Below are 22,313 nucleotides of genomic sequence, written 5' to 3' on the forward strand. Positions count from 1 at the left end.
GAAGATGAGCGCGGATATCCACACTCTCCAGCCGGGCGAGATCGAGCCGCTGCAACCCGTCGCGAGCGAGCGCAGCGTCTATCTCGACGCCTATCTCGCGCCGTTCCGGCAATGGCTCGACCGCGACACGGTGACCGAAATTCTCGTCAATCGGCCCGGCGAGGTCTGGATCGAGGATTCCGCCCATCCGGGGATGCAGAAGATCGCGGTCCCCGAAGTCGACGACCGGCTGGTGCAGAGGCTCGCCGAACAGGTCGCGCGGGTCAGCCATCAGGGCATCAACCGCGAGCATCCGCTGCTCGGCGCGACATTGCCCGATGGTGCGCGGATCCAGTTCTGCGGCCCCCCTGCGGCGCGCAAGCACTGGACCATGGCGATTCGCCGCCACCGCCGGCTCGATCTCACGCTCGACGCCTACGACAAAGGGCCGCTCAAGCCGCGCCGCGACGAACCGCTGCCCGACCCCCACGCCGAGCCGATCGCGTTCCTGCGCGCCGCGATCAGGCAGCGCCGCACGATCCTGATCTCGGGCGGCACCAGCACCGGCAAGACCACCTTCCTCAACGCGATGCTTGGCGAGATTCCGCGACACGAGCGGGTGGTGCTGGTCGAGGATACGCCCGAGCTCCGCTTGCCGGGCGAAAACGGCGTCGGTCTCGTTGCGGTGAAGGGCGAGCTGGGCGAGGCCAAGGTCACCGCCAATGAACTGCTCCAGGCGGCGCTGCGGCTGCGGCCCGACCGGATCGTGCTGGGCGAGTTGCGCGGCGCGGAAAGCGTCAGCTTCCTGCGCGCAATCAACACCGGCCATCCGGGCAGTTTTTCCACCATCCACGCCAATTCACTGAGCGGCGCGCTCGAGCAGCTATCGTTAATGGTGATGCAGACTGGGATCGGCCTGACCCGCAGCGATACGATCGCCTATGCTTCGAGCGTGATCGACATTCTCGTTCAGCTGGGCCGCGATGCGGATGGCGGACGCGGCATTGCAGACATATCGCTGAGTAGCGAACTCGTCTGATCGCCGGTCTAATACATTCTCCGGCAACGGAAAATCACAAGTAAGGCGCTTGTAGCGCAACATAGCTGCGTAGAGGCTTGCCAGCTAGCTGCGATCTGTTACCTTTCCGTGTCTAAGCCGCAAAAATAGACGGCTAGATGAGGAGAGGGAATTATGAGGGTTAAGGCCACCCTTCTGGCCGGCATTTGTGCCGGTGCAGTTGCAGTTCCGGTGCACGCGCAATCGACCGACACCGGGGAACCCGAAGATCAGCGTTTCAACGCACCGACGATCATCGTCACCGCTCAGCGCCAGAACCAGAGTCTGCAGGAGGTGCCGATCGCGGTCAGCGCTTTCGATGCCGCAGCACTGGATGCGCAGCAGATCGAAAATGCGAGCGATCTTCAGCTGACCTTGCCCAATGTCTCCTTCACCAAGTCGAACTTCACCAGTTCGAGCTTCACGATTCGCGGGATCGGCGATCTTTGCGTGGGCGTTTCCTGCGACAGCGCCACCGCGATCCACATGAATTCCGCACCACTGTTCGGCACCCGGCTGTTCGAGACCGAGTATTTCGATCTCGAGCGGGTCGAGGTCCTGCGCGGTCCGCAGGGAACCCTGTTCGGACGCAATGCCACCTCGGGCGTGGTCAACGTCATTACCGCCAAGCCCGACCTGTCGGGCTTCGGGGCCGCGCTCGAGGGCGAGTACGGCAATTACAACAGCATCAAGGCCAAGGGCATGATCAACGTGCCCATCGGCGATGCGATCGGCGTACGGGTCGCGGGGTTCTATCTCAACCGCGACGGCTACACCGAGAACCTCTTCGACGGCACCGACATCGACGGCCGCGACATGTATGCGGTGCGTGGATCGCTGCGGTTCGAACCCGGCGCCAACACCACTCTCGACCTGATGGGTTACTATTTCCGCGAAGACGACGACCGGCTTCGCATCCAGAAGCAGAAATGCCAGTTCGACCCGACCGGCGTGCTGGGCTGTCTCAACAACCGGCGCGACTTCTCCAAGAACAACACCAACGCCAATTTCACCGGCACGCTCGGCTCATCGGAATTTTTCGCCATCCAGGGTATCCCGGCGGCATTCGGGCTGAACAGCCTCTATGGGCCCGGCGCCTATGCGAACTTTCAGGAACCGGCCGATGCACGGCAGGTCAACACCGCGTTCACGCCGACCTATTTTGCCGATGAGATGATCTTCCAGGCGCATCTCGATCAGGGCATCGGAGCGTTCAACCTGTCGCTGACCGGGACCTATCAGGAAGCGTCGGTGGATTCGCGCCAGGATTACAACCTGGGCGTGACCGATCGTTCGCAGCTGGCGCCGGCGCTCAACACGCTGGCCTTTTTCGCTGCCAACGGAATCCCGACGGGCCTGCCTGCACCCGGACCGGCCTTCGTTCCCGGGTCGGCTGCCTATTTCGCTCCGATTGCACAGGCGCTCATCCCGAATGGGCCGAATGGGCAATTGTGCGCCTCGGACAACCGCTCGGGCAATTTCGGCGTGTACGAGGGGGCGGCGGCCTGTTCGGATGAATCGCTGCAGTTCGACCGTTCGAACGAAGAGCGAAAGGCGTGGTCGATAGAAGCGATCCTCTCGTCCGATTTCGACGGACCGTTCAACTTCCTGGTCGGCGGGATCTACGCCGATTCCAGCGTCTCCGAGAACAGCTATTACGTCAACAGCTTCGCCATCGACTATGTCACCGGCATTCTTGGAACCTTCAATGCGTTCGCCGCGGGCGCGCCTCCATCGTATCTCGCTACGTCGTTTTTCCGCAACCGGACGCTGGATTTCCAGCTCGAAAGCTTCGGCATTTTCGGCGAGGTCTATTTCGATATTTCCGACACGCTGAAGTTCACCGGCGGCTTGCGCTACAATGACGACAGCAAGGCCATCACCGCGCGGTCGACGCTTGCAAGCTTCCTCAACCCCTTCGCGAACACGGACGACCCGTTCACATCGCCCTTCGTCGGCGGTTTCGATGCCGATCCGGGGGTTCCGGGTAACCAGCTGACCCAGTTCCGCGAAGTCAGCTTCAACGAGATTACCGGCCGTGCGGTCCTCGACTGGCAGGTCACGCCCGACAATCTGATCTATGCGTCCTATTCGCGAGGTTACAAATCGGGTGGCATCAACCCGCCGCTGCAGCCGATTTTCGAAGTCAGCGACACCTTCGCTCCCGAAAGTATCGACGCGTTCGAGATCGGGAGCAAGAACACGCTCGCCAATGGGGCGCTGCAACTCAACGCCACCGCGTTCTACTACAAATACAAGGACCTCCAGCTCAGCCGCATCATCGCGCGGACCTCGGTCAACGACACGATCGATGCCAACATCTGGGGTGTCGAACTGGAATCGATCATCCGGCCATCCTACAACTGGCTGATCAACATGAACTTCAGCTACCTCCAGGCCGAGGTGGCCGGTGACCAGTTCTTCTCCAACCCGCGCGATCCCGGCGGCGGCGATCCCAGCGCTGTGATCATCAAGGACATCACCAACGGCGCGAACTGCGCGGTCACCGGGGCGGGGGCCAACGCATTTGTCGCGGCGATCAATCCCGCGCTTGGCCTGCGCGGACCGACCGGTTTCCCGTCGGACGGAGGGATCGCATCGACCGGCGCCTTCTCGATCTGTTCGGTGCTTCAGGCGCAGGCCACGGCGATCGGTCCGGCTTTCGGCGGCATTCAGGTGCTGAGCCCGGGCGTCGAGGTGAACCTGCGGGGCAACAAGCTGCCGCAGGCGCCCGAGATGAAGGCTTCGCTCGGGGTCCAGTACACTTCCGAATTCGAGAGTGGCATGACGCTGGTGCCGCGGTTCGATCTGGCCTTTACCGGCGAGCAGTTCGGCAATGTGTTCAACGGCCGGGTCAATCGCATTGCGCCCTTTGTACAGGCGAATGCCCAGATCCAGCTCAACGCACCGAACAATCGCTGGTTCGTGCGCGGCTTTGTCCAGAACATCTTCGACAGCAATTCGGAGACCGGTCTTTATGTTACCGACGCCAGTTCGGGGCTGTTCTCGAACATCTTCACCCTCGATCCGCGCCGCTACGGCATCGGGGTGGGCGTGACGTTCTGACGCTTTGAGTTCCCTTGGGAGAGGGAGAGAGAGGGGGTCGGACGCGTTGTCCGGCCCCATTTTCTTTGGTGTGGGCGGTCAGCCTTGGGTGCGGGCGAAGGGCGAGAAATCGGTAGCGGTGTCGAAAATATCGACCCCCTCGCGCTTCTTCAGCCAGCCGATCACCAGATAGGTAAAGGGGGTCAGCATGGCCTCCCAGGCGGTCTTGATCGCCCATTGCGAGAGCACCACCTGCCACAACAATTCAGGGGGCCATCCGGCGATCCCGTAAAAGGCGAGCGGATAGAAGATCAGGCTGTCGAGTCCCTGACCGACGATCGTCGAGCCGATCGTCCGGGTCCACAGCGCCTTGCCCTTGGTCCAGACCTTCATCCGCGCGAGGACATAGCTGTTGGCGAATTCGCCCACCCAGAAGGCGATCATCGAGGCGGCGACGATCCGCCAGGTGTTGCCGAACACCTGCTCATAGGCGTCCTGTCCGCCCCATCCGGCGGCGGGCGGCAGGGCGACGACAATCCAGGCCATGAAAGCCATGAAGGCGAGCGCGGCGAAACCGGTCCAGATCACGCGCCGCGCGCGCGCGTAGCCATAGACCTCGGTCAGCACGTCGCCGATGATGTAGCTGATGGGGAAAAACAGCACGCCCGCGCCGAACGACCAGTCGGTGCCGTCTGGTAGGGTAATGAAGGAGGGCTTGGCCGCTCCGATCAGGTTGGAGAGGATCAGGATGGTGACGAACGCCGCCATCACCAGATCGTAGTAGCGCCAGCGCGGCCCGTTGGCGGAAGCGGGAACGACGGGCGGCGCGGGATCTTCCATCGCCGCCCGTTCTATCTCCGATTGGCGTTAAGGCAATCCCGCGCTATTGCCCCGCCGTGCGCGCCCGTAGCTCATCTGGATAGAGCGCGAGACTTCTAATCTTGAGGCAGCAGGTTCGAGTCCTGCCGGGCGCACCATTCTACCCCTCAGGTCTACCCCTCAGGCGCTGCCGACGAAGATGCTCTTGGCATTGGCAAATTCCTTGATGCCGAAGCCGCCGTGCTCGCGACCGTAGCCGGAATTCTTCACCCCGCCGAAGGGCATCGAGGGGTCGGCGACACCATAGGTGTTGATGAACACCATGCCGGTGTCGAAATGGCGCGAGGCGAGTTCGATCGCCCGGTCGACATTCTTCGACAGGATTCCGCCTCCCAGCCCATAGCGGCTGTCGTTGGCAATCCGCATCGCGTCCTCGTCGTCCTTCGCCCTGATCACCGAGGCGACCGGGCCGAACAATTCGTCGTCATAGGCGGGTTGGCCCGGCGCGACATCGGTCAGAATCGAGGCCGGATAGAAGGCGCCCGGTCCGTCGGGAATTTTGCACCCCACGGCAGCGGTGGCGCCTTTCTCGATGCTCTGGTCGACCTGCTTCTGAAGCGTGTCGCGCAGATCGCTTCTCGACATCGGGCCCATGTCGCTATCCTTGGCATTGGGATCGCCGGTCCTGACCGCTTCGAAGCGCGCCTTGAACTTGTCGAGAAACGCATCGTAGACCTTCTCGGTCACGATGAAGCGCTTGCCGTTGATGCAGGTCTGGCCGTTGTTGTAGAGCCGCGCATTGGCGCAGACCTTGGCGGCAAGATCGAGATCGGCGTCCTCGAGGACCATATAGGCGTCGTTGGAGCCGAGTTCGAGCACGGTCGGCTTGAGCACCTTGCCCGCGGCCTCGGCGATCGATTTGCCTGCCGTGTCCGACCCGGTCAGCGTCACGCCGCGCACCTTGTCGTGCGCGATGATCGCATCCGATGTGTCGTGATCGATCACCAGCACGGTGAAGAGGTTCTCGGGCAGGCCGCCCTTGAGGAAAATCTCGGCGAGCTTGAGCCCGCTGCCGGTGCAATTGCTGGCATGCTTGAGCAGCACGCCATTGCCTGTCATCAGATTGGCGATGGCGTAGCGGATCACCTGATAGGAGGGGAAGTTCCACGGCTGGATGCCGTAGATCACGCCAATCGGCGAGAAGGTTACGATCCCGCGTCCGGCATTCGAGGGTTCGCGCTTCTGATCGGCGAGCTCGCTCGGGCCATTGGCGGCGGTGTAGTCGCAGATCGCGGCGCACAGCTCGACCTCGTCGCGGCTGTCCTTGATCAGCTTGCCGACCTCGTCGGTCATCAGCTGCGCGAGCTCTTCCTTGTTGTCGCGCAGTGCCTGACCGATGCCCTTGAGCACCTTGGCGCGCTCCTCGAGCGATTCGAGTTTCCATTTTTCGAAGGCCGCGTGGCAGGCTTCGACCTTCTGGTTCGCCTCGGCGCGATCGATCTGTTCGTAGGAGGAGAGGTCTTTGCCGGTGGCCGGATTGACGGTGGTGATCGTGCCCATGGGATGCGTCCTTTGTCTGAGAGTTCAACAAAGGAACGGTTTCAAACCGCCACCCGTTCCGACGCAGCTCGAAACTGCGACGAGCCGGTGATGATGGAAGGTCAGTCGCCGCGCATGGCGCGATCGAGCACTTCGGTGGTGACCGGATAGCCGGCGTCACCCGGAATCCGCAGCACCGGCGCCGGGCCGCTGTCGTCGACCTGCGGGGTGATGATCCGCACCGGGGTTGCCTGGGCGTGCGCGCGGGCATCGGAAAAATCGTCGAACAGCGCCAGCCGTTCCAGATTGCGGCGGGTGGGAAAGATCAGTGCGATCTCCTCGCGCTCGGCCATCTCCAGCGCGCCTTTCGCGCTGACCCAGAACAGCTGGGTGTTCTCGGTGGCATCCACTTCGACATCGACGGCGCCGGTCCCCAGATCGGCGAGGTAGAAGCGGGTGTCGAAGATGCGGCTGTGCGCCATTCCCAGCGGCAGCCAGCGCGCGAACGGAATGATGGCATCGCGATCGATCGTCCAGCCGAAGCGGTCGAGCACCGGGGCGAGTGCGCCTTGCTTGAGGAGGTCGGCGCGTGCCTCGCGGGCAAGCAGGCCATCGATCGCGCCCGAGAGCCCGACGGCCAGACCGGTCTCCTCCAGGGTCTCGCGGATCGCGGCGATGCGGTGTGCAAGTTCCTCGGGATCTTCGTCCCGCGCCAGCTGCTGCGCCAACATATAGTCAGCCGGATCGACGCGACCTCCGGGGAATACCGCCATCCCGCCAGCGAAAGACATTTTCCGCGACCGCACCACCATCAGCAATTCAGGTTCGGGGCGTTCACGCCCGCCGCGAAAGATCACCAGGGTGGCGGCGGGGATAGGCTGGTCGTCTGATGCACTCATGCGGGCCTTAGTGCATGGTAGGCGGGCGCTTGCCAAGCGCGCAAAACCCCGGCGCATGTCGGGATACTTTACACAAGCGAGGCCGGCGGGCGGAGTGTTAACCTTCGTAACGCGCCGGGAGCCGCGCCCGAGCGCTTTTGGCACGGGAGCTGCATACAGTAAGCATCCCTGATGGTCTTCGAACGGAGGCGGGGCCGCTCCTGGTTTGCGACCCCGCCTCATCGAAAAATCAAAAAGGCCCGCGTGACTTTGGTCGGTCACGCGGGCCTTTCCCGTTGTGGTTGCGCGCCGTTGCCAGCGCCGTACTTCAGCTCTCGGCCTTGGCGACCTGCTTTTCATCCATCAGCTGCTGCAATTCGCCGGCCTCGAACATCTCCATCATGATGTCGCTGCCGCCGACGAAATCGCCTTTGACGTAGAGCTGCGGAATGGTCGGCCAGTCCGAAAAGCCCTTGATGCCCTGGCGGATTTCCATGTCCTGCAGGACATCGACGCTTTCATAGGCGACGCCGCAGTGATCGAGGATGGCGATTGCGCGGCTCGAGAAGCCGCATTGCGGGAACAGCGGCGTGCCCTTCATGAAGAGAACGACGTCGGCCTCGCCGACGATGCCGGTGATCCGGGAGTTTACATCGGACATTGGGGTGTCCTGCCTTCCATTACGAATTTGATCAGGTGATTCAGGTGGGAACTTGCGTGGTGAGTTGCAAGGCGTGGAGCTCGCCGCCCATCCGGCCGCCCAGCGCCTCATAGACCAGCTTGTGCTGCTGGACGCGACTTTTGCCCGCGAACTCGGGCGCGACGACATGCGCGGCGAAATGGTCGTTGTCGCCCGCCAGATCGCGGATTTCGACCTCGGCCTCGGGCAGTGCAGCCTTGATCAGGCGTTCGATTTCTTCGGCGGGCATCGGCATGGGTTCAGCCCTGCTCGGTCATGAACTGGCGGCGCGCCTCGATGGTGCATTCCTCCAGCTTGGTGCGGATATCGGCTTCGGTCACATCGCGCTCGGCAGCGGTCAGATCGCCCAGCACCTTGCGGATCACATCCTCGTCGCCCGCTTCTTCGAAATCGGCCTGAACGACCGCTTTCTTGTAGGCGTCGGTTTCCTCGGGCGTCAGCTCCATCATGCCCGCCGCCCATTCACCAAGCAAGCGGTTGCGCCGCGCCGCGAGTTTGAAGGCGGTTTCCTCGTCCATCGCGTATTTGGCTTCTTCGCCGCGCTGGCGATCCTTGAAATCGGTCATGGTGATCCTCTGAGCAAATTCGGTTGCCGGGAGATAGGCCTCGCGACCAGCCCCGGCAACCGGATTGTCAACGGCCTCAGCCCGCCATCGTCACCACCAGCTTGCCGATTGCGCCGCGGTTTTCCAGCTTGGCGATGGCTTCGTGGGCACGCTCGATAGGATAGGTTTCGCTCACCATCGGGCTGATCTTGCCCGCTTTCCACAGGTCGAACAGCTCGGCGATATTGGCCGCGTTCTTCTGCGGCTCGCGTGCGGTCCAGGCGCCCCAGAAAACGCCGCGGATATCGCAGCTCTTGAGCAGGGTGAGGTTGAGCGGCATCTTGGCGATCCCGGCGGGGAAGCCGATCACCAGAAAGCGTCCCTCCCAGGCAATCGCGCGCAGGGCCGGTTCGGAATAGTCGCCGCCGACGATGTCGTAGACGATGTTCGCGCCATCCGGCCCGACCGCGGCCTTGAAATCGCTCGCGAGCTTCTTGGACTGGTCCTTGTCGAAGGGCGCGCGGGGATAGATCACCACCTCGTCGGCGCCCGCCTTGCGCGCAACCTCGCCCTTCTCCTCGGTCGAGACCGCGGCCACCACGCGGCAGCCATAGGCCTTGGCGAGTTCGACCGCAGACAGGCCAACGCCGCCGGCCGCGCCGAGGATCAGCACGGTCTCGCCGGCCTTGATGTCGCCGCGATCCTTGAGCCCGTGGATGGTGGTGCCATAGGTCATCAGCAGGGCGCTGGACTGGACGAGATCGATGCCCTCGGGAACCTTGAACAGGCGCTGCGCGGCGACTGCGACCTTCTCCTGCAACCCGCCACTGCCGACCCCGCACATTACCCGCTCACCAACCGCAAAGCCTTCGACGCCTTCGCCCAGCGCCTCGACCGTGCCCGAGATCTCGCCACCCGGCGCGAAGGGGCGGGGCGGTTTGAACTGGTACAGGTCGCGGATGATCAGCGTGTCGGGGAAATTGATCGCGCAGGCGGCGACCTTGACCAGCACTTCGCCCGCGCCCGGCTTGGGCTCGGCGATTTCCTCGACCACCAGCGTTTCGGGTCCACCGACTTCTTTGGATAGTACGGCTTTCACAATGAATTCTCCCTTGGATTGTCGAGCCACGGCAACGAGGCTGCCCGGCTGCTTTCATATGTCGAAATGGCGGCATCGCGCGCCAGGGTCATCCCGATCTCGTCGATCCCTTCGAGCAGGCAATGCTTGCGGAACGGATCGATCGCGAAGGCGAAGCGATCCTGGAACGGGGTCGTCACCATCTGGCTTTCGAGATCGATCCCGATCGGGTGCTCGCGCGCAACCTCCATTAGCCGGTCGACCTGTTCCTGCGGCAGCTCGACCGCGAGGATGCCGTTCTTGAAGGCGTTGCTGGAAAAGATGTCTGAGAAGCTCGGGGCGATCACCGCGCGGATACCCATATCGAGCAGCGCCCAGGCGGCGTGCTCGCGGCTCGATCCGCAGCCGAAATTGTCGCCCGCGATCAGGATCGGCGCGCCGAGGTTCTCGGGCTGGTCGAAGACGTTGCTCGGCTCGGCGCGGACGCTTTCGAACGCGCCCTGCGCCAGACCCTCGCGGGTGATCGTCTTGAGCCAATGCGCAGGGATGATGATGTCGGTGTCGACATTCTTCGCGCCGTAGGGGATCGCGCGGCCCTCGATCGTTGCGACGGCTTCCATCAATCGGTTTCGGGGCTCTCGCCCGAAGGGGGGATGGGACCGGGCTGCTGGGGACGGTTTTTCTTGCGATTGGATACATAGAGCATCGCCGCGGCGATGGCGGCGGAACCGATGGCGCCGGCGAGGGCGGCCTTGCCTGTTTGCTTGCGTGTCATGCGTGCCTCATGGGGCAGCGGGGCCGGGGCTGGCAAGGGTGGATTCGACCAGCAGTTCGCGAACATCTGTCAGCCGGCCGGTAACCGCCGCGGCGGCCGCCATGGCAGGGCTGACAAGGTGGGTGCGTGCGCCGGGGCCCTGGCGACCCACGAAATTGCGGTTGCTGGTCGAGGCGCAGCGTTCGCCCGGTGGGACCTTGTCGGGGTTCATAGCGAGACAGGCCGAACAGCCCGGCTCGCGCCATTCGAACCCCGCTGCGGTGAAGATCCGGTCGAGCCCCTCGGCCTCGGCCTGGCGCTTGACCAGCCCGGAGCCGGGGACGACGATCGCCCAGCGCACGCCATCGGCCTTGCGGCGCCCTTCGAGCACCGCCGCCGCGGCGCGCAAATCCTCGATCCGGCTGTTGGTGCAGCTGCCGATGAAGACGTTCTCGATGGCGATGTCGGAGATGGGCGTGCCGGGGTCGAGCCCCATATAGGCGAGGCTCTTGCGCGCAGCTTCCTGCTTGGCCGGATCGGCGAAGCTTTCGGGCGCGGGCACATTGCCACCGACCGCCACGACATCTTCGGGACTGGTGCCCCAGCTCACCGTGGGTTCGATCGCGTCCGAATCGATCACCACACTGCGGTCGAAGCGTGCGCCTTCGTCGGTGCGCAGCGAGCGCCACCAGGCCAGCGCACGGTCCCAGTCCTCGCCCTTTGGCGCATAGGGCCGCCCCTCGAGATAGGCGAAGACCGTCTCGTCGGGGGCGATCAACCCGGCGCGCGCGCCGCCCTCGATGCTCATGTTGCACACCGTCAGCCGACCCTCGACGCTCATGGTCTCGAACACCGCGCCGCGATACTCGATGACATGGCCGGTCCCGCCGGCAGTGCCGATGCGGCCGATGATGTGGAGGATCAGATCCTTGGGGGTGACCCCGTGACCCAGCGTGCCCTCGACCCGGACCTCCATAGTCTTGGAAGGCGCCAGCAGCAGCGTCTGCGTCGCCAGCACATGCTCGACCTCGCTGGTGCCGATGCCGAAGGCCAGCGCGCCGATCCCGCCATGCGCGGCGGTGTGGCTGTCGCCGCAGACGATGGTGGCGCCGGGCAGCGAAAAGCCCTGCTCTGGCCCGACGACATGGACGATGCCCTGCTCGGCGGCGCTCGCATCGATGTAGCGCACGCCGAACTCGGGCGCGTTGCGTTCGAGCGCGGCGAGCTGCGCGGCGCTTTGTGGATCGGCGATCGGCAGACGCGTTCCATCAGCCGCAAGCCGCGGCGTGGTCGGGAGATTGTGGTCGGGTACCGCCAGGGTGAGGTCGGGGCGGCGGACCTTGCGACCCGCCAGCCGAAGCGCCTCGAAAGCCTGCGGGCTGGTCACCTCGTGGACCAGGTGTCGGTCGATATAGATCAGGCAGGTGCCGTCGTCGCGCCGTTCGACGACATGAGCGTCCCAGATCTTTTCGTAGAGTGTTCGCGGTTTGCTCGCCATGGCGGCGATATTTGCGGCAAGCGGGCAACAGGCGCAATCTTTCCCGGCCAAAGCAATAGCCGGGTCATGGAAATGTAAGGTATCAACCCCTAACTGACAGTCATGTCAGCAAAGCCTTTCGCCTTTCCGATTACCGTCGTTCCCGAAGACATCGACTTCATGGGTCATGTCAACAACGCCCGCTATCTGGGCTGGGTCCAGGATGCGGTGCTCGCCCATTGGCAGAAACTCGCGCCCGCCGACGAGGTGGCGAGCAAGGCCTGGGTCGCGCTCAAGCATGAGATCACCTACCGCAAGCCCGCCTTTCTCGAGGACGATGTGATCGCGCAGACCGTGCTCGAAAGCTTCAAGGGGGCGCGCGCCTTCTACTCCACGGTTATCCGCCGCGGCGAGGAAGTGCTCGCCGAAGTGCAGTCGGCCTGGTGCTGCATCCATGTCGACACGCACCGTCCCGCGCGGATCGACGATGGTATGCGGAGCATCTTCTTCCCCACCGAGGAACCGGCGGCTTGAGCGCCGCTCTTCCGGTCCGGCGCCCGGGCTGGTAGACGCAAAGCGATGTCCGCCCAGCCCGCCACCCCTCCGATACGCCGCCGCCGCGCGACGCAGGCCGCGATCGGCCTTGCGCTCGCCGCGGCGATCTTCGCGAGCTGGCTCTCGCTGCATCTCTACGCCATGTTCGGTTTCGCGCTGACCTGGAGCAGCCTGCCGCTCGCACTGGCAATGGCGGCGCTGCAATGCTGGCTCTCGGTCGGGCTGTTCATCGTCAGTCATGATGCGATGCACGGCTCGCTGGTTCCCGGCGGCGGGCGTCTCAACGGCGCGGTCGGCGCAGTTCTGCTGTTCCTCTACGCGGGCTTCGGCTGGAAACGGATGCGTGACGCGCATTTCGCCCATCACAAGGCCCCCGGCTCGCCGCGCGACCCCGATTTCGACGCCGCCAACCCGACCCGCTTCTGGCGCTGGTACGCCACTTTTCTGAGGCGCTATTTCGGCTGGGGTTCGATCCTGTTCGTCTCCTTCGTGGTCACGCTCTACTGGCTGGTGCTGGCTGTGCCGGTCGAAAAGATCGTCCTGCTCTACGGGCTCCCGGCGATCGCTTCCTCGCTGCAATTGTTCTATTTCGGCACCTTCCGCCCGCACCGCCACGGCCGGGCGGGTTTCGCCGACCGCCACAACGCGCGCAGCGAACGCTTCGGGACGCTGGCCTCGCTCGCATCCTGTTTCCATTTCGGCTATCACCACGAACACCACCGGGCGCCCGATGTGCCGTGGTGGGGGCTGCCCGGGCAGCGCCAGCCGCAGCCCGAAACCCGCAACCGCAACCGGAGCGAATGAGACCAGCATGACCGTCCCCGCCATCATTCTGACCGTCGTGCTGGCGGTGCTGGGCATGGAAGCCTTTGCCTGGTGGGCGCACAAATACATCATGCACGGCTGGGGCTGGGGCTGGCACCGCGACCACCACGAACCGCACGACAATGTGTTTGAAAAGAACGATCTCTACGCGGTTACCTTCGGCACCATCGTCTTCTTCCTGTTCCTGATCGGCTATCTCTATTCCGAAGCCCTGTGGTGGGCGGCGCTGGGGATCACGCTCTATGGGCTGATCTACACCGTGATCCACGACGGGCTGGTGCATCAGCGCTACTTCCGCTGGGTGCCCAAGCGCGGCTACGCCAAGCGGCTGGTGCAGGCGCACAAGCTCCACCACGCGACCGTTGGCAAGGAGGGCGGGGTGAGCTTCGGCTTCGTCTTCGCCGCCGATCCCGCCCAGCTCAAGGCCGAGCTCAAACGCCAGCGCGAGGCCGGCATCGCCTTGGTCCGCGACAGCGCGGGGGCCTGAGCCAGAGCGTTCGGCCGGCGTTCGGCTGGGCGAGGGCCAGCTTGGCATAGTCCCCGTGTAGGAAAGCGACCAGTTTCGGCGAAAACCGGGATCGGCCCGGGCAAGCCTTCACCTGCTGCCGCCGCAAGGCCCGGCCGCCTGAGACCGGGCGGGCGCAATGGCGGTGCGGTCCAGAGCCACGCCGTGTGGAGTATGAAGATCCGCTTCTGGGTGGGGAGCGGAACTAAGCAAACTCACATGCGGAACCCGAAACCTTCCGGAGCGGCAGCCTTGCTGAAAGATCGGCAAGAAGCGCAACGCGTCTGGCGACGCACCCGAGCGGCGCTTCCGCCCATGCCACCATCCCACTGAGACAATGAAGATCGGCAAGCTGCATCCGACCCGAAGTGGGACGGGGGCGTGGTCATGGCCATAGCCGCTTCGCACAATCGTCGGGTGCGCGTATGGCTGGCGTTTCGCGTCGAAACCGGCGCATTCAAGCTGGCTCATCGCAGTCGATACCGCGGCGGCCACAAGGAGCGTATCCGATGCAGGACTGGTCAAGGACGCTCGTTTCCGAAGCGCTGCTGATCGCGCGCGAGATCGCCGGGTCCCCGGCGATGCGCCGGGTTGCCCTTGTGCTGCTGCCCTATATCGGGGTGCTCGTCGGGCTCGACGTCGCGGGGCATTACGGCTCGCTGACCGATGCGGAGCTGCCGGCCCAGTTCCAGATTTCGCAGGATCACAGTCTCGGCGAATACCTCGAATACGCCTTTACCGGGACTATCGCGGTATTGCTGCTGGTCCTGTGGCGGCGGACAGCGGCCAAGGCCTATCTCGCCAATGCGCTGCTGTTCGCCTGGCTGACCGCGGACAATGCGTTCGAGTTTCACGAGGGCTTCGGCCACAGCTTCGCCTCGGTGCTGACGACGCCGGCGGACTGGCCCCTGCGCGCCAACGACATCGGCGAGGCCATGCTGTTCGGCTTTGTCGGTCTGCTGTGGGCGGCGGGGCTGGGGAGCAGCCTGCACGCGGCGCGGCTGCGTCCGGTGATCCACGCCTTGATCCTCGCCGGGTGCGTGGTCGGCGCGGCCTTCTTCGGGGTGGTGGTCGACATGGACGTGGTCTGGGGGGCGCACTCAGAGCCGATGCTTGAACTGCTGACCTGGCTCGAGGACGGGGGCGAATTCGCGATGATCTGCCTCGCGTTCTTCCTCACGGTGGGGATTTTCGACAGCGAGAAACGCCACTGGCCCGAGGAGGTCGGCAAGGAGGCGCGCAAGGGGGCGGATAGGAGGGCGGCACCCTAGAACGATGCCGCTCACATCCGACCCTCCGTTCACAGACACGCAGGACGGGAGTTGCCATCCCGATGTGACTCTGTCACCTCTGAGGTGGTCGCGGCATCGCCTCTGTCAGCACATGTTAACGCTGCGGCTCTAGAGATTGCATTGCGGGGCAGGGACTTGCCTTGCGCTTCAACGGGTTGATGGGAGAAACCGGCGATGTGGAAATTTGGCTTCGGCGCCTGGCTGGCGATGCTGCTGGTGATCCAGCCCGCGGTGGCCACCGCGCAGCCGGTCGAGAACCAGGCTCTCGAGCTCCAGTATCTCGAGCAGCGGCTCGCTGCGACCGCGCGGGAAAACCCGGGTGAGTACGGCATCGCCGCGCTCGATCTGACAACCGGGCTGGTGGTCGGGGTCAATGCCGACAGGGCTTTTCCGATGGCCAGCACGATGAAGATCGCGGTCGCGGCGGCCTATCTCGCCGAGGTCGATGCCGGACGCCGCTCGCTCGACGATACGATCGGCGGCGCCAGCGCGCATTATCTCATGGACCGCATGATGGTTCGCAGCGACAACCGCGCGACGGACGAACTGATCGCCACGCTCGGCGGACCCAGGGCGATCGATCGCTGGCTGCGCGGCCATGGACTCACCGGGATCCGCGTCGACCGCAACATCGCCGATCTGCTCGCGGCGCGCCGCGACCTTTGGGATGTGCGCGATTCCAGCACCCCGCTCGCCATGCTCGAGCTGCTCCGGCTGGTCGATGGCAACCTCGCGCTGAGCGCGCAGAGCCGCGCCACCCTGATCGACATGATGCGCCGTTGCGCGACGGGCTCGAACCGGATCCGCGGAATGATGCCCTATGGCGCGGTGGTCGAGAACAAGACCGGCACGCTCAACAGCTACACCACCGATGTCGGCTTCCTGACCCTGCCCGATGGCCGCCGTCTCGCGGTCGCGTTCTTCGCCCGCGGCGGCGAGAACCGCCCGGCGGTGATCGCCACCGCCGCGCGCGCGATCTACGACGGCTTCAGACCGCAACTGGCAGCTGCTACCCCCGCCCCCGGGACAGTCCAGGGTGACGGACGCGTGCTGCTGAGCGCCGAGTACTGAGCAGCCGCCGGAGGTTGCGATCAGCGACCGAGGAGGCGGCGCAGCAGGCCGGGTTCGTCGTGCATTGGCAGGACGCGGCCGTGCTTCATCAGCCGCAGGCTCGCATCGCTGTAGGGGCGGGGTACCGACCAGGGATCGGGATTGCTGTTGCGAAAGCTTCTGAGAGACATGGCAAGCTCCTTGTTGCGCGACGAAGCGTTTCGCACAAAAGACCAGTTGAGCTGAACGATTCCTGACCGGCTTGGGCGCGGGTGAGGCTGCTTCGCGTTGATCGCCTGTGCTGCGGAAAAACCGATGGCCACCGAAACCGCATCCGACGCACTTTTCTTCCCCTGCGAAAGCGCCCCTGCGCATCGGGAGGACGGGCCATCAGCCGAGGGAGCGGAGCCCGAGTTTGAGCCGGAGACGGAGCGGGAAAACCTGCAGGAATCGGATGACGCTCAAACAGGCGAAGTTGGTCCAGGAGAGCGGAAGCTCCGGGCAATAATTGCCCAGGCCGGTCGCCAACGCGCAGATCGCCGGTCGAATGGCCACTGCGGCTGATGCTGCGGCCAAAACCGCAGAGATGTCAGGCGGCCTGCGTCTCGCTATCGGAACGCCGACGCGGCCCCCGGTTTCCGCCGGTGGCGATTTCGACCCGGTTGCCGCCGCCCGATTTTGCGGCGTAGAGCGGGCCATCGGCAGTCTGCAAAGCCAACGAGGCGCTGCACGGCGCGCCGATGCCCGCCAGGCCGACGCTCGCGGTAAGCGAGAAGGCGGTCCCGTCGGGTGCGGCCAGATCCAGCGCCGCGACCGCGCTGCACAGTTCCTCGCAAAGCACCGCCGCCTCGTCCAGTTCGAGGCGTTCGGCGATGAACGCGAATTCGTCTCCGCCGAGGCGGGCGAAAAAGCGCTCCGGCGCGCTCAGTCGGCGCATCGCCGCCGCTACGTGGCGCAGCACCATGTCGCCTGCGTCATGACCGTGCGTGTCATTGACGCTTTTGAAATGGTCGAGATCGATGATGGCAAAGTTGAAGGGGCGATCCGCCGAGTAATCGAGGTGTGCCTCGAGGTGACGCAGGAAAGCGCGGCGGTTGGGCAGGCCGGTGAGCGCGTCGGTATCCGCCTCTTGCAATGCCCGCAGCTCCGCGTTCTTGCTGGTGGTGACGTCGCGGATCGTGACCGCATAGCCCGAGATTGCGCCCGGGGTCTCGGCGAGCGGGACGGCGCGAATCCGCGCCTCGAGCCAGATCTGCTCGTCGTCGCGCAGCACCGGGCGCTCGAGCACGTGGGTCAGGCCCGGCTCGCTGGCGGATTCGGCCAGGGTGGCGAGCACGACCGCCTCGTCGAGCGGATCGAAGAACATCGTAAGGGGCTGATCCGTCAGCTCGGCCTGTCCGCTCAGCCGTTCGCTCGCCGGGGAGGCAAAGCGAATCCGACCCTCAGCATCGAGATTGAGCAGCGCATCGTCCGAATGATCGGAAATGAGCCCCTTGAGCGCTCTTTTTTCCTCGACCGCGACGAACAGCAATCGGCGATGCTTGAGCGCCACCGACACCGGCAGCGCGAGCAGCAGCAAGATGGCGAGGTAGAACTGGAGGAACAGGACCTTGTCGCCGAAGGTGTTCAGGATCGGTGAGGCAAATCCCAGACCGGTCGAGAGCGAGGCGATGGCGATCCCGGCGATCGTGATCAATCCGATCGACGCGCCGATGCGGCCCTGCCGGAAGGCAGCGAACAGCAAGGGAACGATGGGTAGGAACAGCAGCGGCAGATCGGCCTGGAGGAACACCAAGGTGGTAACTGCGCCGATGACCAGCGCATGGCCGATGCATTCCATGACGACTGGCAGGCTGGCTGCCGCATAGTCCTTCGACAGCGCGCCCGAGGCCGCCATGTAGGCGATCGGGAAACCGAGCAGCGTACCCAGCCCGTGCCCCGCGACCCAGTTGGCGGTGTGAGACAGCCAGCTGCCCGGGGAAACCCACGCTACCACAAAGCCGCCAGGGATCGCTGCCAGCGCCGGCCCGACTATCCCGCCCGCGACAATCAGGACGATCAGCCCGTCCACGCTCTCGAGCCAGTCGCGCTGCGGCCGCAGCGCCAGCAACAACCGGGCGATCACATAGCCTTCGAATACATTGATGGCGGCCAGTTGCAGCGCCAGATTAGGACCAAAACCGAACAGGCTGGTCGCCACCGCGCTCAGCGCTGCAAAGCTCCAGATGATCGGGCCCCACTGCGCCCTGGGAAGCGTCACCAGCAGAGCGGCGAGGATCGCGGTCCCGGGCCAAACCAGCGCGAGCGCGCCGCCGAACCGCGTCATCGCAATGGTCAGCGAAGTGATCGCGAAAAACGCCAGGCCCAGCAGCACAGTTTTTCGCCCACCGGCTATGTGGTTGCCAATCCATGTCATCGGGCTCGGACTAGTCGGCATCGATTGAAGAACTCTTGCCAGGCAGTGAAAAATCAACCTAGCGGCTTAAAGCGCTTCGGTCAGCAAGCAATTTTGACCACCCGTTTGTGTTGGCTCGCTCCGTGAACAATAGCCGGTTCTAGGTTGATCGTGCGCTCCAATCCGGTCTCATTGTTTATTGCTTGGACTCAAGAGGCAATCGGCGGACGAGACCAGCGGTCCTCACGATAGCGCTCGAAAAATTTCCCCGAGCCTGGGTCTCGCCCTGTCGTTTACCGGCAGGGCGAGTGAGTGCGGCCTCTTTCGCTTCAGAACGAAGCCCACTCGCCCGCTGCGCGATGATCGGTCGCCGCCGCAGCCGCGGAAACCAGCCTCGCGGGTGCGACACGACCGGGTGCATTCTCGCCGACGGATCCGGCGAAGGCGGCCAGGGGGTTCGGTGCGGAACGCCTGGCATCTCCGATCCTGAACTGCCCGGCCTGCTCGCTGAGCGTAACGACTTCGCCCGTCAGATTGCGGGCCGCAGCCGATGTCTCTTCGACCATTGCCGCATTCTGCTGGGTCGACTGGTCCATTTCGCGGATCGCCACATTGATCTCGGCGATAGCGGATGACTGGGCGCGATTGTCGTCCGCCATCTGGCTGAGCAGCGCATGGACTTCGCTCACGTCGCCCGCGATGTCGACGAAGGTGCCATCGACCTTCTGGACCATGCCGACCGCGGCGAGAATATCCGACTGGGTGGCGGTGAGCTGGTCGCTGGCATTCCCGGCTTCCTCTTCGGCGCGCTTGGCAAGCGCGGAGACCAGATCGGCGACTACCGCGAAGCCGCGTCCCGCCTCGCCGGCACGACCGGCCTCGATCGCCGCGTTCATGGCAAGTACGCGGGTCTGGAAGGCGATCTTGTCGAGGCCCTCGATTACGCTGCCGATGCCCTTCGCGCTGTCCGACACGCGGGTCATGGCCTGGACCGCTTCATCGGCGATCTCGCGACCACCCCGTACCGTCACGATTGCACCATCGGCCCGCTGAACCGTGCTTTTGGCGGCTTCGGCGGTAGCCTTGAGCCGCTCGTCCATCTGCGCAACTGCCACCGAGGTTTGCTCGAGGCTCGCGGCATTGGCTTCGGTGCGGCGCGCAAGATCTTCGGAGGCCTGTGCGATTTCTTCCGAACCGGTGCGGATCGTCGCGGCGCCTTCGGCCACGGAACCGATCAAATCGCGCAGACTTGCCAGCGCTTCGTTGAAGTTGGTTTTGAGTTCCGCATAGGCCTCGGGGAACTCGATCGTGATATCGCCGGTCAGATCGCCTTCCTTGAGCTGAGCCAGCCCAAGCCGCAGCGCGGCGACGACTTCTGCCTGCTCGATCGCATTCTGCCGCTGCTCCTCGGCGGTATCACGGAAAGTGAACATCGCGCGCGTCATCCGGCCGACGCAATCCTTGTAGTCGGTGTAGGCGAAGGGAGTGGCAAGATCGCCTGCGGCAAGCTGCTCCATCCGGACGACGGTGGAGACATAGGGCGTGCAGATCGCCTCGCGAAAGGCCCGCGAAAGCAGCGCGCAAACAACAGCCGTGAGCGCCGCTGTTCCGGCTATGACCCAATCACCGCGAATGATGGCCACGAGACCGAGTATGACTATTGCTCCGACCAGCGTTCCGAATGCTATCAGGGTCTTCTGCCGTATGGGTGCGTTCGTCTCAAACCATTGCATTTCAATATCTCCGAGCAAGAGCCGGCTGCGGGGTGCAGTACTCGGTGTGTCGTTGTCCAAGTCATATAGCGGGCTTTTCTGTGCCCACGAGCTCGAGAACAACTGCCGCCTCCCTAATTCGCAGTGAATATTTGCGGGTTGAAACGCGAAGTCGGGCATTACATTGGTAAATAATTTGCTACCCAGAAATCACGATCATAGAGATCGGATTCGGCGCTCGAAGAACCGATGCGCTTGTCGAGGTCGTTGCTCTCTGTCCGGCAGAGGGGCCAGGTTCCATCCCGACGATCGGATCGCGAAGCTCGTGCGCTTCGCTGTTCTCGCGGCCAGATTGGCGTGATACCGGAACCGGGCGTTGCGACAACGTGCTTCGGAGTGGTATCCTCGACCGTGCTTCACGCCTTTCAACACACCCGCTCGTCACAGCCCGGCTCGTTGGAGCTTGCCTGTCGGGAACCACGAGATCCGGCTAACGCCCCGCTGATGCGCCGTACGACTGCCCTGCTGGCGTCGCTTGCTCTCGCGCTGGGTGGCTGCGCGACCTGGCCCGAGCGGATCGTTCACACGGGCGTCCAGGCGGAGCAGGCCGGCGTGCCCGGTTTCCCCTCGGTCCGCTACTGGGCCGATGCGGATGCCACGGTCTTCGACGGCATGCGGGCCGAAATGGCGAACGAGGCGCAATCGAGCCGCCCCGGCGCATACCTCGCACTATCCGGGGGGTCTGACGACGGCGCCTATGCCGCCGGTTTCCTCAAGGGCTGGAGCGGAACGGGCAAGAGGCCGGAATTCACGATCGTTTCCGGCGTCAGCACCGGTGCGCTGATCGCTCCTTTCGCCTTTCTCGGCCCCGAGTACGATGACCGCTTGCGGGGCTTTTATACCGGGGTCACGCGCAAGGATATCTATCGCCAGCGCGGCGTGTTCGGACTTCTGACCGAGCCCAGTATCGCCGATACGGCTCCGCTGGCCCAGTTGATCGCGCGGAATATCGACGAGCCCCTGCTCGAAGCGATTGCGCTGGAGCACCGCGAGGGGCGCCGATTGCTCGTCCAGACGACCAACCTCGATGCGGCACGCGGGGTCGTCTGGGATATGGGAGCGATCGCGAACAGCACCAATCCACGGCGGCTGGAGCTCTTTCGCAACGTGCTCCTGGCATCCGCCAGCATTCCCGGCCTGTTCGCGCCGGTCATGATCGAGGTCTCCGAAGGCGAGCAGAGTTTCCGGGAAATGCATGTCGATGGCTCGGCGACCGCCGGCTTCCTCGCCATTCCCGAAAGTATAATTTCACGCGGCGGCAGCGAGGGCCGGCCGACCCGGGACCAGATGTTCGTCATCCTCAACGGGCGCCTGCGACCGGAATTCAAGCTGGTCGAACCAGCCACTTTCGCGATCATCAGCCGCGCGCTCGCCACGGTGCTTTCGGCTCACGACCGGGCCACTCTTCTCAATGTGCAGAACTTCGCCCGCGACAACGGGATCGCGTTCCGGTTCAGTTCTATCGGCCCCGAATTCGAGGTGGAAACCGAGGAACAATTTTCGCAATCCTACATGAACGAATTGTTCGAATATGGTCTTGGACGTGGCGGGCAAAGCGCCTGGACCGGGAGCATATCCGAAGACAGCGAGGACCCTGGCCCCTGAAGCGATGAATTTCGTGGTATCGCATGGGGACGACAGGCGGGCAGAAAACGCTCGCCGGAAACGTTCGATAGAGGGGGTGTCGAGCGCAGACCCCGTCACTCGTTGCGTGTCGCGATCCAGCCACCCACGATCGCAAGCACCGCGATCGAGACGTAATACCACGGAGCGCCGAGCGTGAAATAGGTGAAGACCGCGCCGGTCGCCATCGCGCAGATCGCCAGCGTCTTGGCGCGGCGGCCGATCGCACGGCGTTCGCGCCAGTCGCGCACCTGCGGGCCCCAGTGCGGATGGTCGAGGATGCGCTTTTCCCATTCGGGATTGCTGCGTGCGAAAAGATAGACCGCCAGCAGCAGGAAGGGCACCGTCGGCATCAGCGGCAGCACCGCGCCGACCACCGCGAGAGCCACGCACAGCAGGCCGGCAATGCGATAGAACAGGCGCAT

The 22,313-nt window shown here is 64.2% G+C and carries 22 protein-coding genes and 1 tRNA gene; 9 read left to right on the forward strand and 14 right to left on the reverse strand.

Going from position 1 to position 22,313, the window contains the following annotated elements:
- Positions 1-4 precede the first annotated feature (4 nt).
- Together virB11 and A9995_RS07340 are read left to right on the forward strand one after the other, a co-directional pair.
- On the forward strand, positions 5-1,018 hold the full coding sequence (virB11, locus tag A9995_RS07335) for a P-type DNA transfer ATPase VirB11 (protein WP_082992553.1): 1,014 nt from the start codon (positions 5-7) through the stop codon (positions 1,016-1,018).
- Positions 1,019-1,171: 153 nt separating this feature from the next.
- The gene (locus A9995_RS07340; RefSeq protein ID WP_067610845.1) at positions 1,172-4,102 is read left to right on the forward strand and encodes a TonB-dependent receptor; all 2,931 of its coding nucleotides are present in this window, start codon (positions 1,172-1,174) and stop codon (positions 4,100-4,102) included.
- Between the two features lie 78 nt (positions 4,103-4,180).
- On the opposite strand, the gene A9995_RS07345 is transcribed toward A9995_RS07340, so the two are convergent.
- The gene (locus tag A9995_RS07345) at positions 4,181-4,921 is read right to left on the reverse strand and encodes a queuosine precursor transporter (protein WP_067610848.1); all 741 of its coding nucleotides are present in this window, start codon (positions 4,919-4,921) and stop codon (positions 4,181-4,183) included.
- A gap of 60 nt (positions 4,922-4,981) precedes the next feature.
- Between A9995_RS07345 and A9995_RS07350 the strand changes: the two genes are divergently transcribed.
- Positions 4,982-5,058 (forward strand) — tRNA-Arg (locus tag A9995_RS07350).
- 22 nt (positions 5,059-5,080) lie between these two features.
- On the opposite strand, the gene A9995_RS07355 is transcribed toward A9995_RS07350, so the two are convergent.
- The 9 genes from A9995_RS07355 to leuC all read right to left on the reverse strand — a co-directional run bounded on the left by A9995_RS07355 (position 5,081) and on the right by leuC (position 11,892).
- A complete protein-coding gene (locus tag A9995_RS07355) occupies positions 5,081-6,460 on the reverse strand; it encodes an NAD-dependent succinate-semialdehyde dehydrogenase (RefSeq protein WP_067610850.1) in 1,380 nt (459 codons plus the stop codon).
- Between the two features lie 101 nt (positions 6,461-6,561).
- A complete protein-coding gene (locus A9995_RS07360; RefSeq protein ID WP_145916852.1) occupies positions 6,562-7,338 on the reverse strand; it encodes an NUDIX domain-containing protein in 777 nt (258 codons plus the stop codon).
- Positions 7,339-7,645: 307 nt separating this feature from the next.
- Positions 7,646-7,978: a Grx4 family monothiol glutaredoxin gene (gene grxD, locus A9995_RS07365; RefSeq protein WP_067610852.1), complete on the reverse strand. Its 333-nt coding sequence runs from the start codon at positions 7,976-7,978 to the stop codon at positions 7,646-7,648.
- Between the two features lie 40 nt (positions 7,979-8,018).
- The gene (locus tag A9995_RS07370; protein WP_067610854.1) at positions 8,019-8,252 is read right to left on the reverse strand and encodes a BolA family protein; all 234 of its coding nucleotides are present in this window, start codon (positions 8,250-8,252) and stop codon (positions 8,019-8,021) included.
- A gap of 4 nt (positions 8,253-8,256) precedes the next feature.
- Positions 8,257-8,583, reverse strand: a complete 327-nt coding sequence (locus A9995_RS07375; protein WP_067610856.1) for a DUF1476 domain-containing protein — start codon at positions 8,581-8,583, stop codon at positions 8,257-8,259.
- Positions 8,584-8,659: 76 nt separating this feature from the next.
- The gene (locus A9995_RS07380) at positions 8,660-9,661 is read right to left on the reverse strand and encodes an NADPH:quinone oxidoreductase family protein (protein WP_067610858.1); all 1,002 of its coding nucleotides are present in this window, start codon (positions 9,659-9,661) and stop codon (positions 8,660-8,662) included.
- Entirely contained in the window at positions 9,658-10,260 is a 603-nt protein-coding gene (gene leuD, locus A9995_RS07385; RefSeq protein WP_067610860.1) for a 3-isopropylmalate dehydratase small subunit, read from the reverse strand. Before leuD ends, A9995_RS07380 begins: the two co-directional genes overlap by 4 nt.
- Positions 10,260-10,415 carry an isopropylmalate isomerase gene (locus tag A9995_RS07390; RefSeq protein WP_067610862.1) on the reverse strand — a complete coding sequence of 52 codons (156 nt, stop codon included), beginning with the start codon at positions 10,413-10,415 and terminating at the stop codon, positions 10,260-10,262. The genes leuD and A9995_RS07390 overlap by 1 nt, the downstream gene beginning before the upstream one ends.
- A gap of 7 nt (positions 10,416-10,422) precedes the next feature.
- Positions 10,423-11,892, reverse strand: coding sequence for a 3-isopropylmalate dehydratase large subunit (gene leuC, locus A9995_RS07395; protein ID WP_067610864.1), 1,470 nt, complete (start codon positions 11,890-11,892; stop codon positions 10,423-10,425).
- Between the two features lie 102 nt (positions 11,893-11,994).
- On the opposite strand from leuC, the gene A9995_RS07400 reads away from it, so the two are divergent.
- The 5 genes from A9995_RS07400 (at position 11,995) to A9995_RS07420 (ending at position 16,119) form a co-directional block, all read left to right on the forward strand.
- A complete protein-coding gene (locus A9995_RS07400) occupies positions 11,995-12,405 on the forward strand; it encodes a thioesterase family protein (protein WP_067610866.1) in 411 nt (136 codons plus the stop codon).
- A 45-nt stretch (positions 12,406-12,450) separates the two neighbouring features.
- Positions 12,451-13,230 carry a fatty acid desaturase gene (locus tag A9995_RS07405; protein WP_067610868.1) on the forward strand — a complete coding sequence of 260 codons (780 nt, stop codon included), beginning with the start codon at positions 12,451-12,453 and terminating at the stop codon, positions 13,228-13,230.
- Between the two features lie 7 nt (positions 13,231-13,237).
- On the forward strand, positions 13,238-13,738 hold the full coding sequence (locus A9995_RS07410; protein ID WP_067610870.1) for a sterol desaturase family protein: 501 nt from the start codon (positions 13,238-13,240) through the stop codon (positions 13,736-13,738).
- A gap of 527 nt (positions 13,739-14,265) precedes the next feature.
- On the forward strand, positions 14,266-15,027 hold the full coding sequence (locus A9995_RS07415) for a hypothetical protein (protein WP_067610872.1): 762 nt from the start codon (positions 14,266-14,268) through the stop codon (positions 15,025-15,027).
- Positions 15,028-15,222: 195 nt separating this feature from the next.
- On the forward strand, positions 15,223-16,119 hold the full coding sequence (locus A9995_RS07420; protein WP_067610874.1) for a serine hydrolase: 897 nt from the start codon (positions 15,223-15,225) through the stop codon (positions 16,117-16,119).
- A 20-nt stretch (positions 16,120-16,139) separates the two neighbouring features.
- On the opposite strand, the gene A9995_RS17010 is transcribed toward A9995_RS07420, so the two are convergent.
- From A9995_RS17010 to A9995_RS07435, 3 genes are all read right to left on the reverse strand, one after another.
- Positions 16,140-16,289 carry a hypothetical protein gene (locus A9995_RS17010; protein WP_168157351.1) on the reverse strand — a complete coding sequence of 50 codons (150 nt, stop codon included), beginning with the start codon at positions 16,287-16,289 and terminating at the stop codon, positions 16,140-16,142.
- Between the two features lie 398 nt (positions 16,290-16,687).
- The gene (locus A9995_RS07430) at positions 16,688-18,514 is read right to left on the reverse strand and encodes a sensor domain-containing diguanylate cyclase (RefSeq protein WP_168157352.1); all 1,827 of its coding nucleotides are present in this window, start codon (positions 18,512-18,514) and stop codon (positions 16,688-16,690) included.
- Positions 18,515-18,822: 308 nt separating this feature from the next.
- Positions 18,823-20,136 (reverse strand): methyl-accepting chemotaxis protein, encoded by a 1,314-nt coding sequence (locus tag A9995_RS07435; protein WP_369815814.1) that lies wholly within the window; start codon positions 20,134-20,136, stop codon positions 18,823-18,825.
- Positions 20,137-20,709: 573 nt separating this feature from the next.
- Between A9995_RS07435 and A9995_RS07440 the strand changes: the two genes are divergently transcribed.
- Positions 20,710-21,870, forward strand: a complete 1,161-nt coding sequence (locus A9995_RS07440) for a patatin-like phospholipase family protein (RefSeq protein WP_067610882.1) — start codon at positions 20,710-20,712, stop codon at positions 21,868-21,870.
- Positions 21,871-21,965: 95 nt separating this feature from the next.
- Here A9995_RS07440 and A9995_RS07445 read toward each other — a convergent pair whose 3' ends face one another.
- A complete protein-coding gene (locus A9995_RS07445; RefSeq protein WP_067610884.1) occupies positions 21,966-22,313 on the reverse strand; it encodes a YbaN family protein in 348 nt (115 codons plus the stop codon).

The sequence above is a fragment of the Erythrobacter sp. QSSC1-22B genome, assembly GCF_001678665.1.
Lineage (GTDB): Bacteria > Pseudomonadota > Alphaproteobacteria > Sphingomonadales > Sphingomonadaceae > Qipengyuania.

Coding starts and splice junctions, on each gene's coding strand:
- A9995_RS07430 (WP_168157352.1), bottom strand. CDS start 18,514: ATGACATGGATTGGCAACCACATAGCCGGTGGGCGAAAAACTGTGCTG.
- A9995_RS07400 (WP_067610866.1), top strand. CDS start 11,995: ATGTCAGCAAAGCCTTTCGCCTTTCCGATTACCGTCGTTCCCGAAGAC.
- virB11 (WP_082992553.1), top strand. CDS start 5: ATGAGCGCGGATATCCACACTCTCCAGCCGGGCGAGATCGAGCCGCTG.
- A9995_RS07370 (WP_067610854.1), bottom strand. CDS start 8,252: ATGCCGATGCCCGCCGAAGAAATCGAACGCCTGATCAAGGCTGCACTG.
- A9995_RS07410 (WP_067610870.1), top strand. CDS start 13,238: ATGACCGTCCCCGCCATCATTCTGACCGTCGTGCTGGCGGTGCTGGGC.
- A9995_RS07355 (WP_067610850.1), bottom strand. CDS start 6,460: ATGGGCACGATCACCACCGTCAATCCGGCCACCGGCAAAGACCTCTCC.
- A9995_RS07340 (WP_067610845.1), top strand. CDS start 1,172: ATGAGGGTTAAGGCCACCCTTCTGGCCGGCATTTGTGCCGGTGCAGTT.
- A9995_RS07420 (WP_067610874.1), top strand. CDS start 15,223: ATGTGGAAATTTGGCTTCGGCGCCTGGCTGGCGATGCTGCTGGTGATC.
- A9995_RS07345 (WP_067610848.1), bottom strand. CDS start 4,921: ATGGAAGATCCCGCGCCGCCCGTCGTTCCCGCTTCCGCCAACGGGCCG.
- A9995_RS17010 (WP_168157351.1), bottom strand. CDS start 16,289: ATGTCTCTCAGAAGCTTTCGCAACAGCAATCCCGATCCCTGGTCGGTA.
- A9995_RS07440 (WP_067610882.1), top strand. CDS start 20,710: ATGCGCCGTACGACTGCCCTGCTGGCGTCGCTTGCTCTCGCGCTGGGT.
- grxD (WP_067610852.1), bottom strand. CDS start 7,978: ATGTCCGATGTAAACTCCCGGATCACCGGCATCGTCGGCGAGGCCGAC.
- leuC (WP_067610864.1), bottom strand. CDS start 11,892: ATGGCGAGCAAACCGCGAACACTCTACGAAAAGATCTGGGACGCTCAT.
- A9995_RS07415 (WP_067610872.1), top strand. CDS start 14,266: ATGCAGGACTGGTCAAGGACGCTCGTTTCCGAAGCGCTGCTGATCGCG.
- A9995_RS07390 (WP_067610862.1), bottom strand. CDS start 10,415: ATGACACGCAAGCAAACAGGCAAGGCCGCCCTCGCCGGCGCCATCGGT.
- leuD (WP_067610860.1), bottom strand. CDS start 10,260: ATGGAAGCCGTCGCAACGATCGAGGGCCGCGCGATCCCCTACGGCGCG.
- A9995_RS07360 (WP_145916852.1), bottom strand. CDS start 7,338: ATGAGTGCATCAGACGACCAGCCTATCCCCGCCGCCACCCTGGTGATC.
- A9995_RS07445 (WP_067610884.1), bottom strand. CDS start 22,313: ATGCGCCTGTTCTATCGCATTGCCGGCCTGCTGTGCGTGGCTCTCGCG.
- A9995_RS07375 (WP_067610856.1), bottom strand. CDS start 8,583: ATGACCGATTTCAAGGATCGCCAGCGCGGCGAAGAAGCCAAATACGCG.
- A9995_RS07405 (WP_067610868.1), top strand. CDS start 12,451: ATGTCCGCCCAGCCCGCCACCCCTCCGATACGCCGCCGCCGCGCGACG.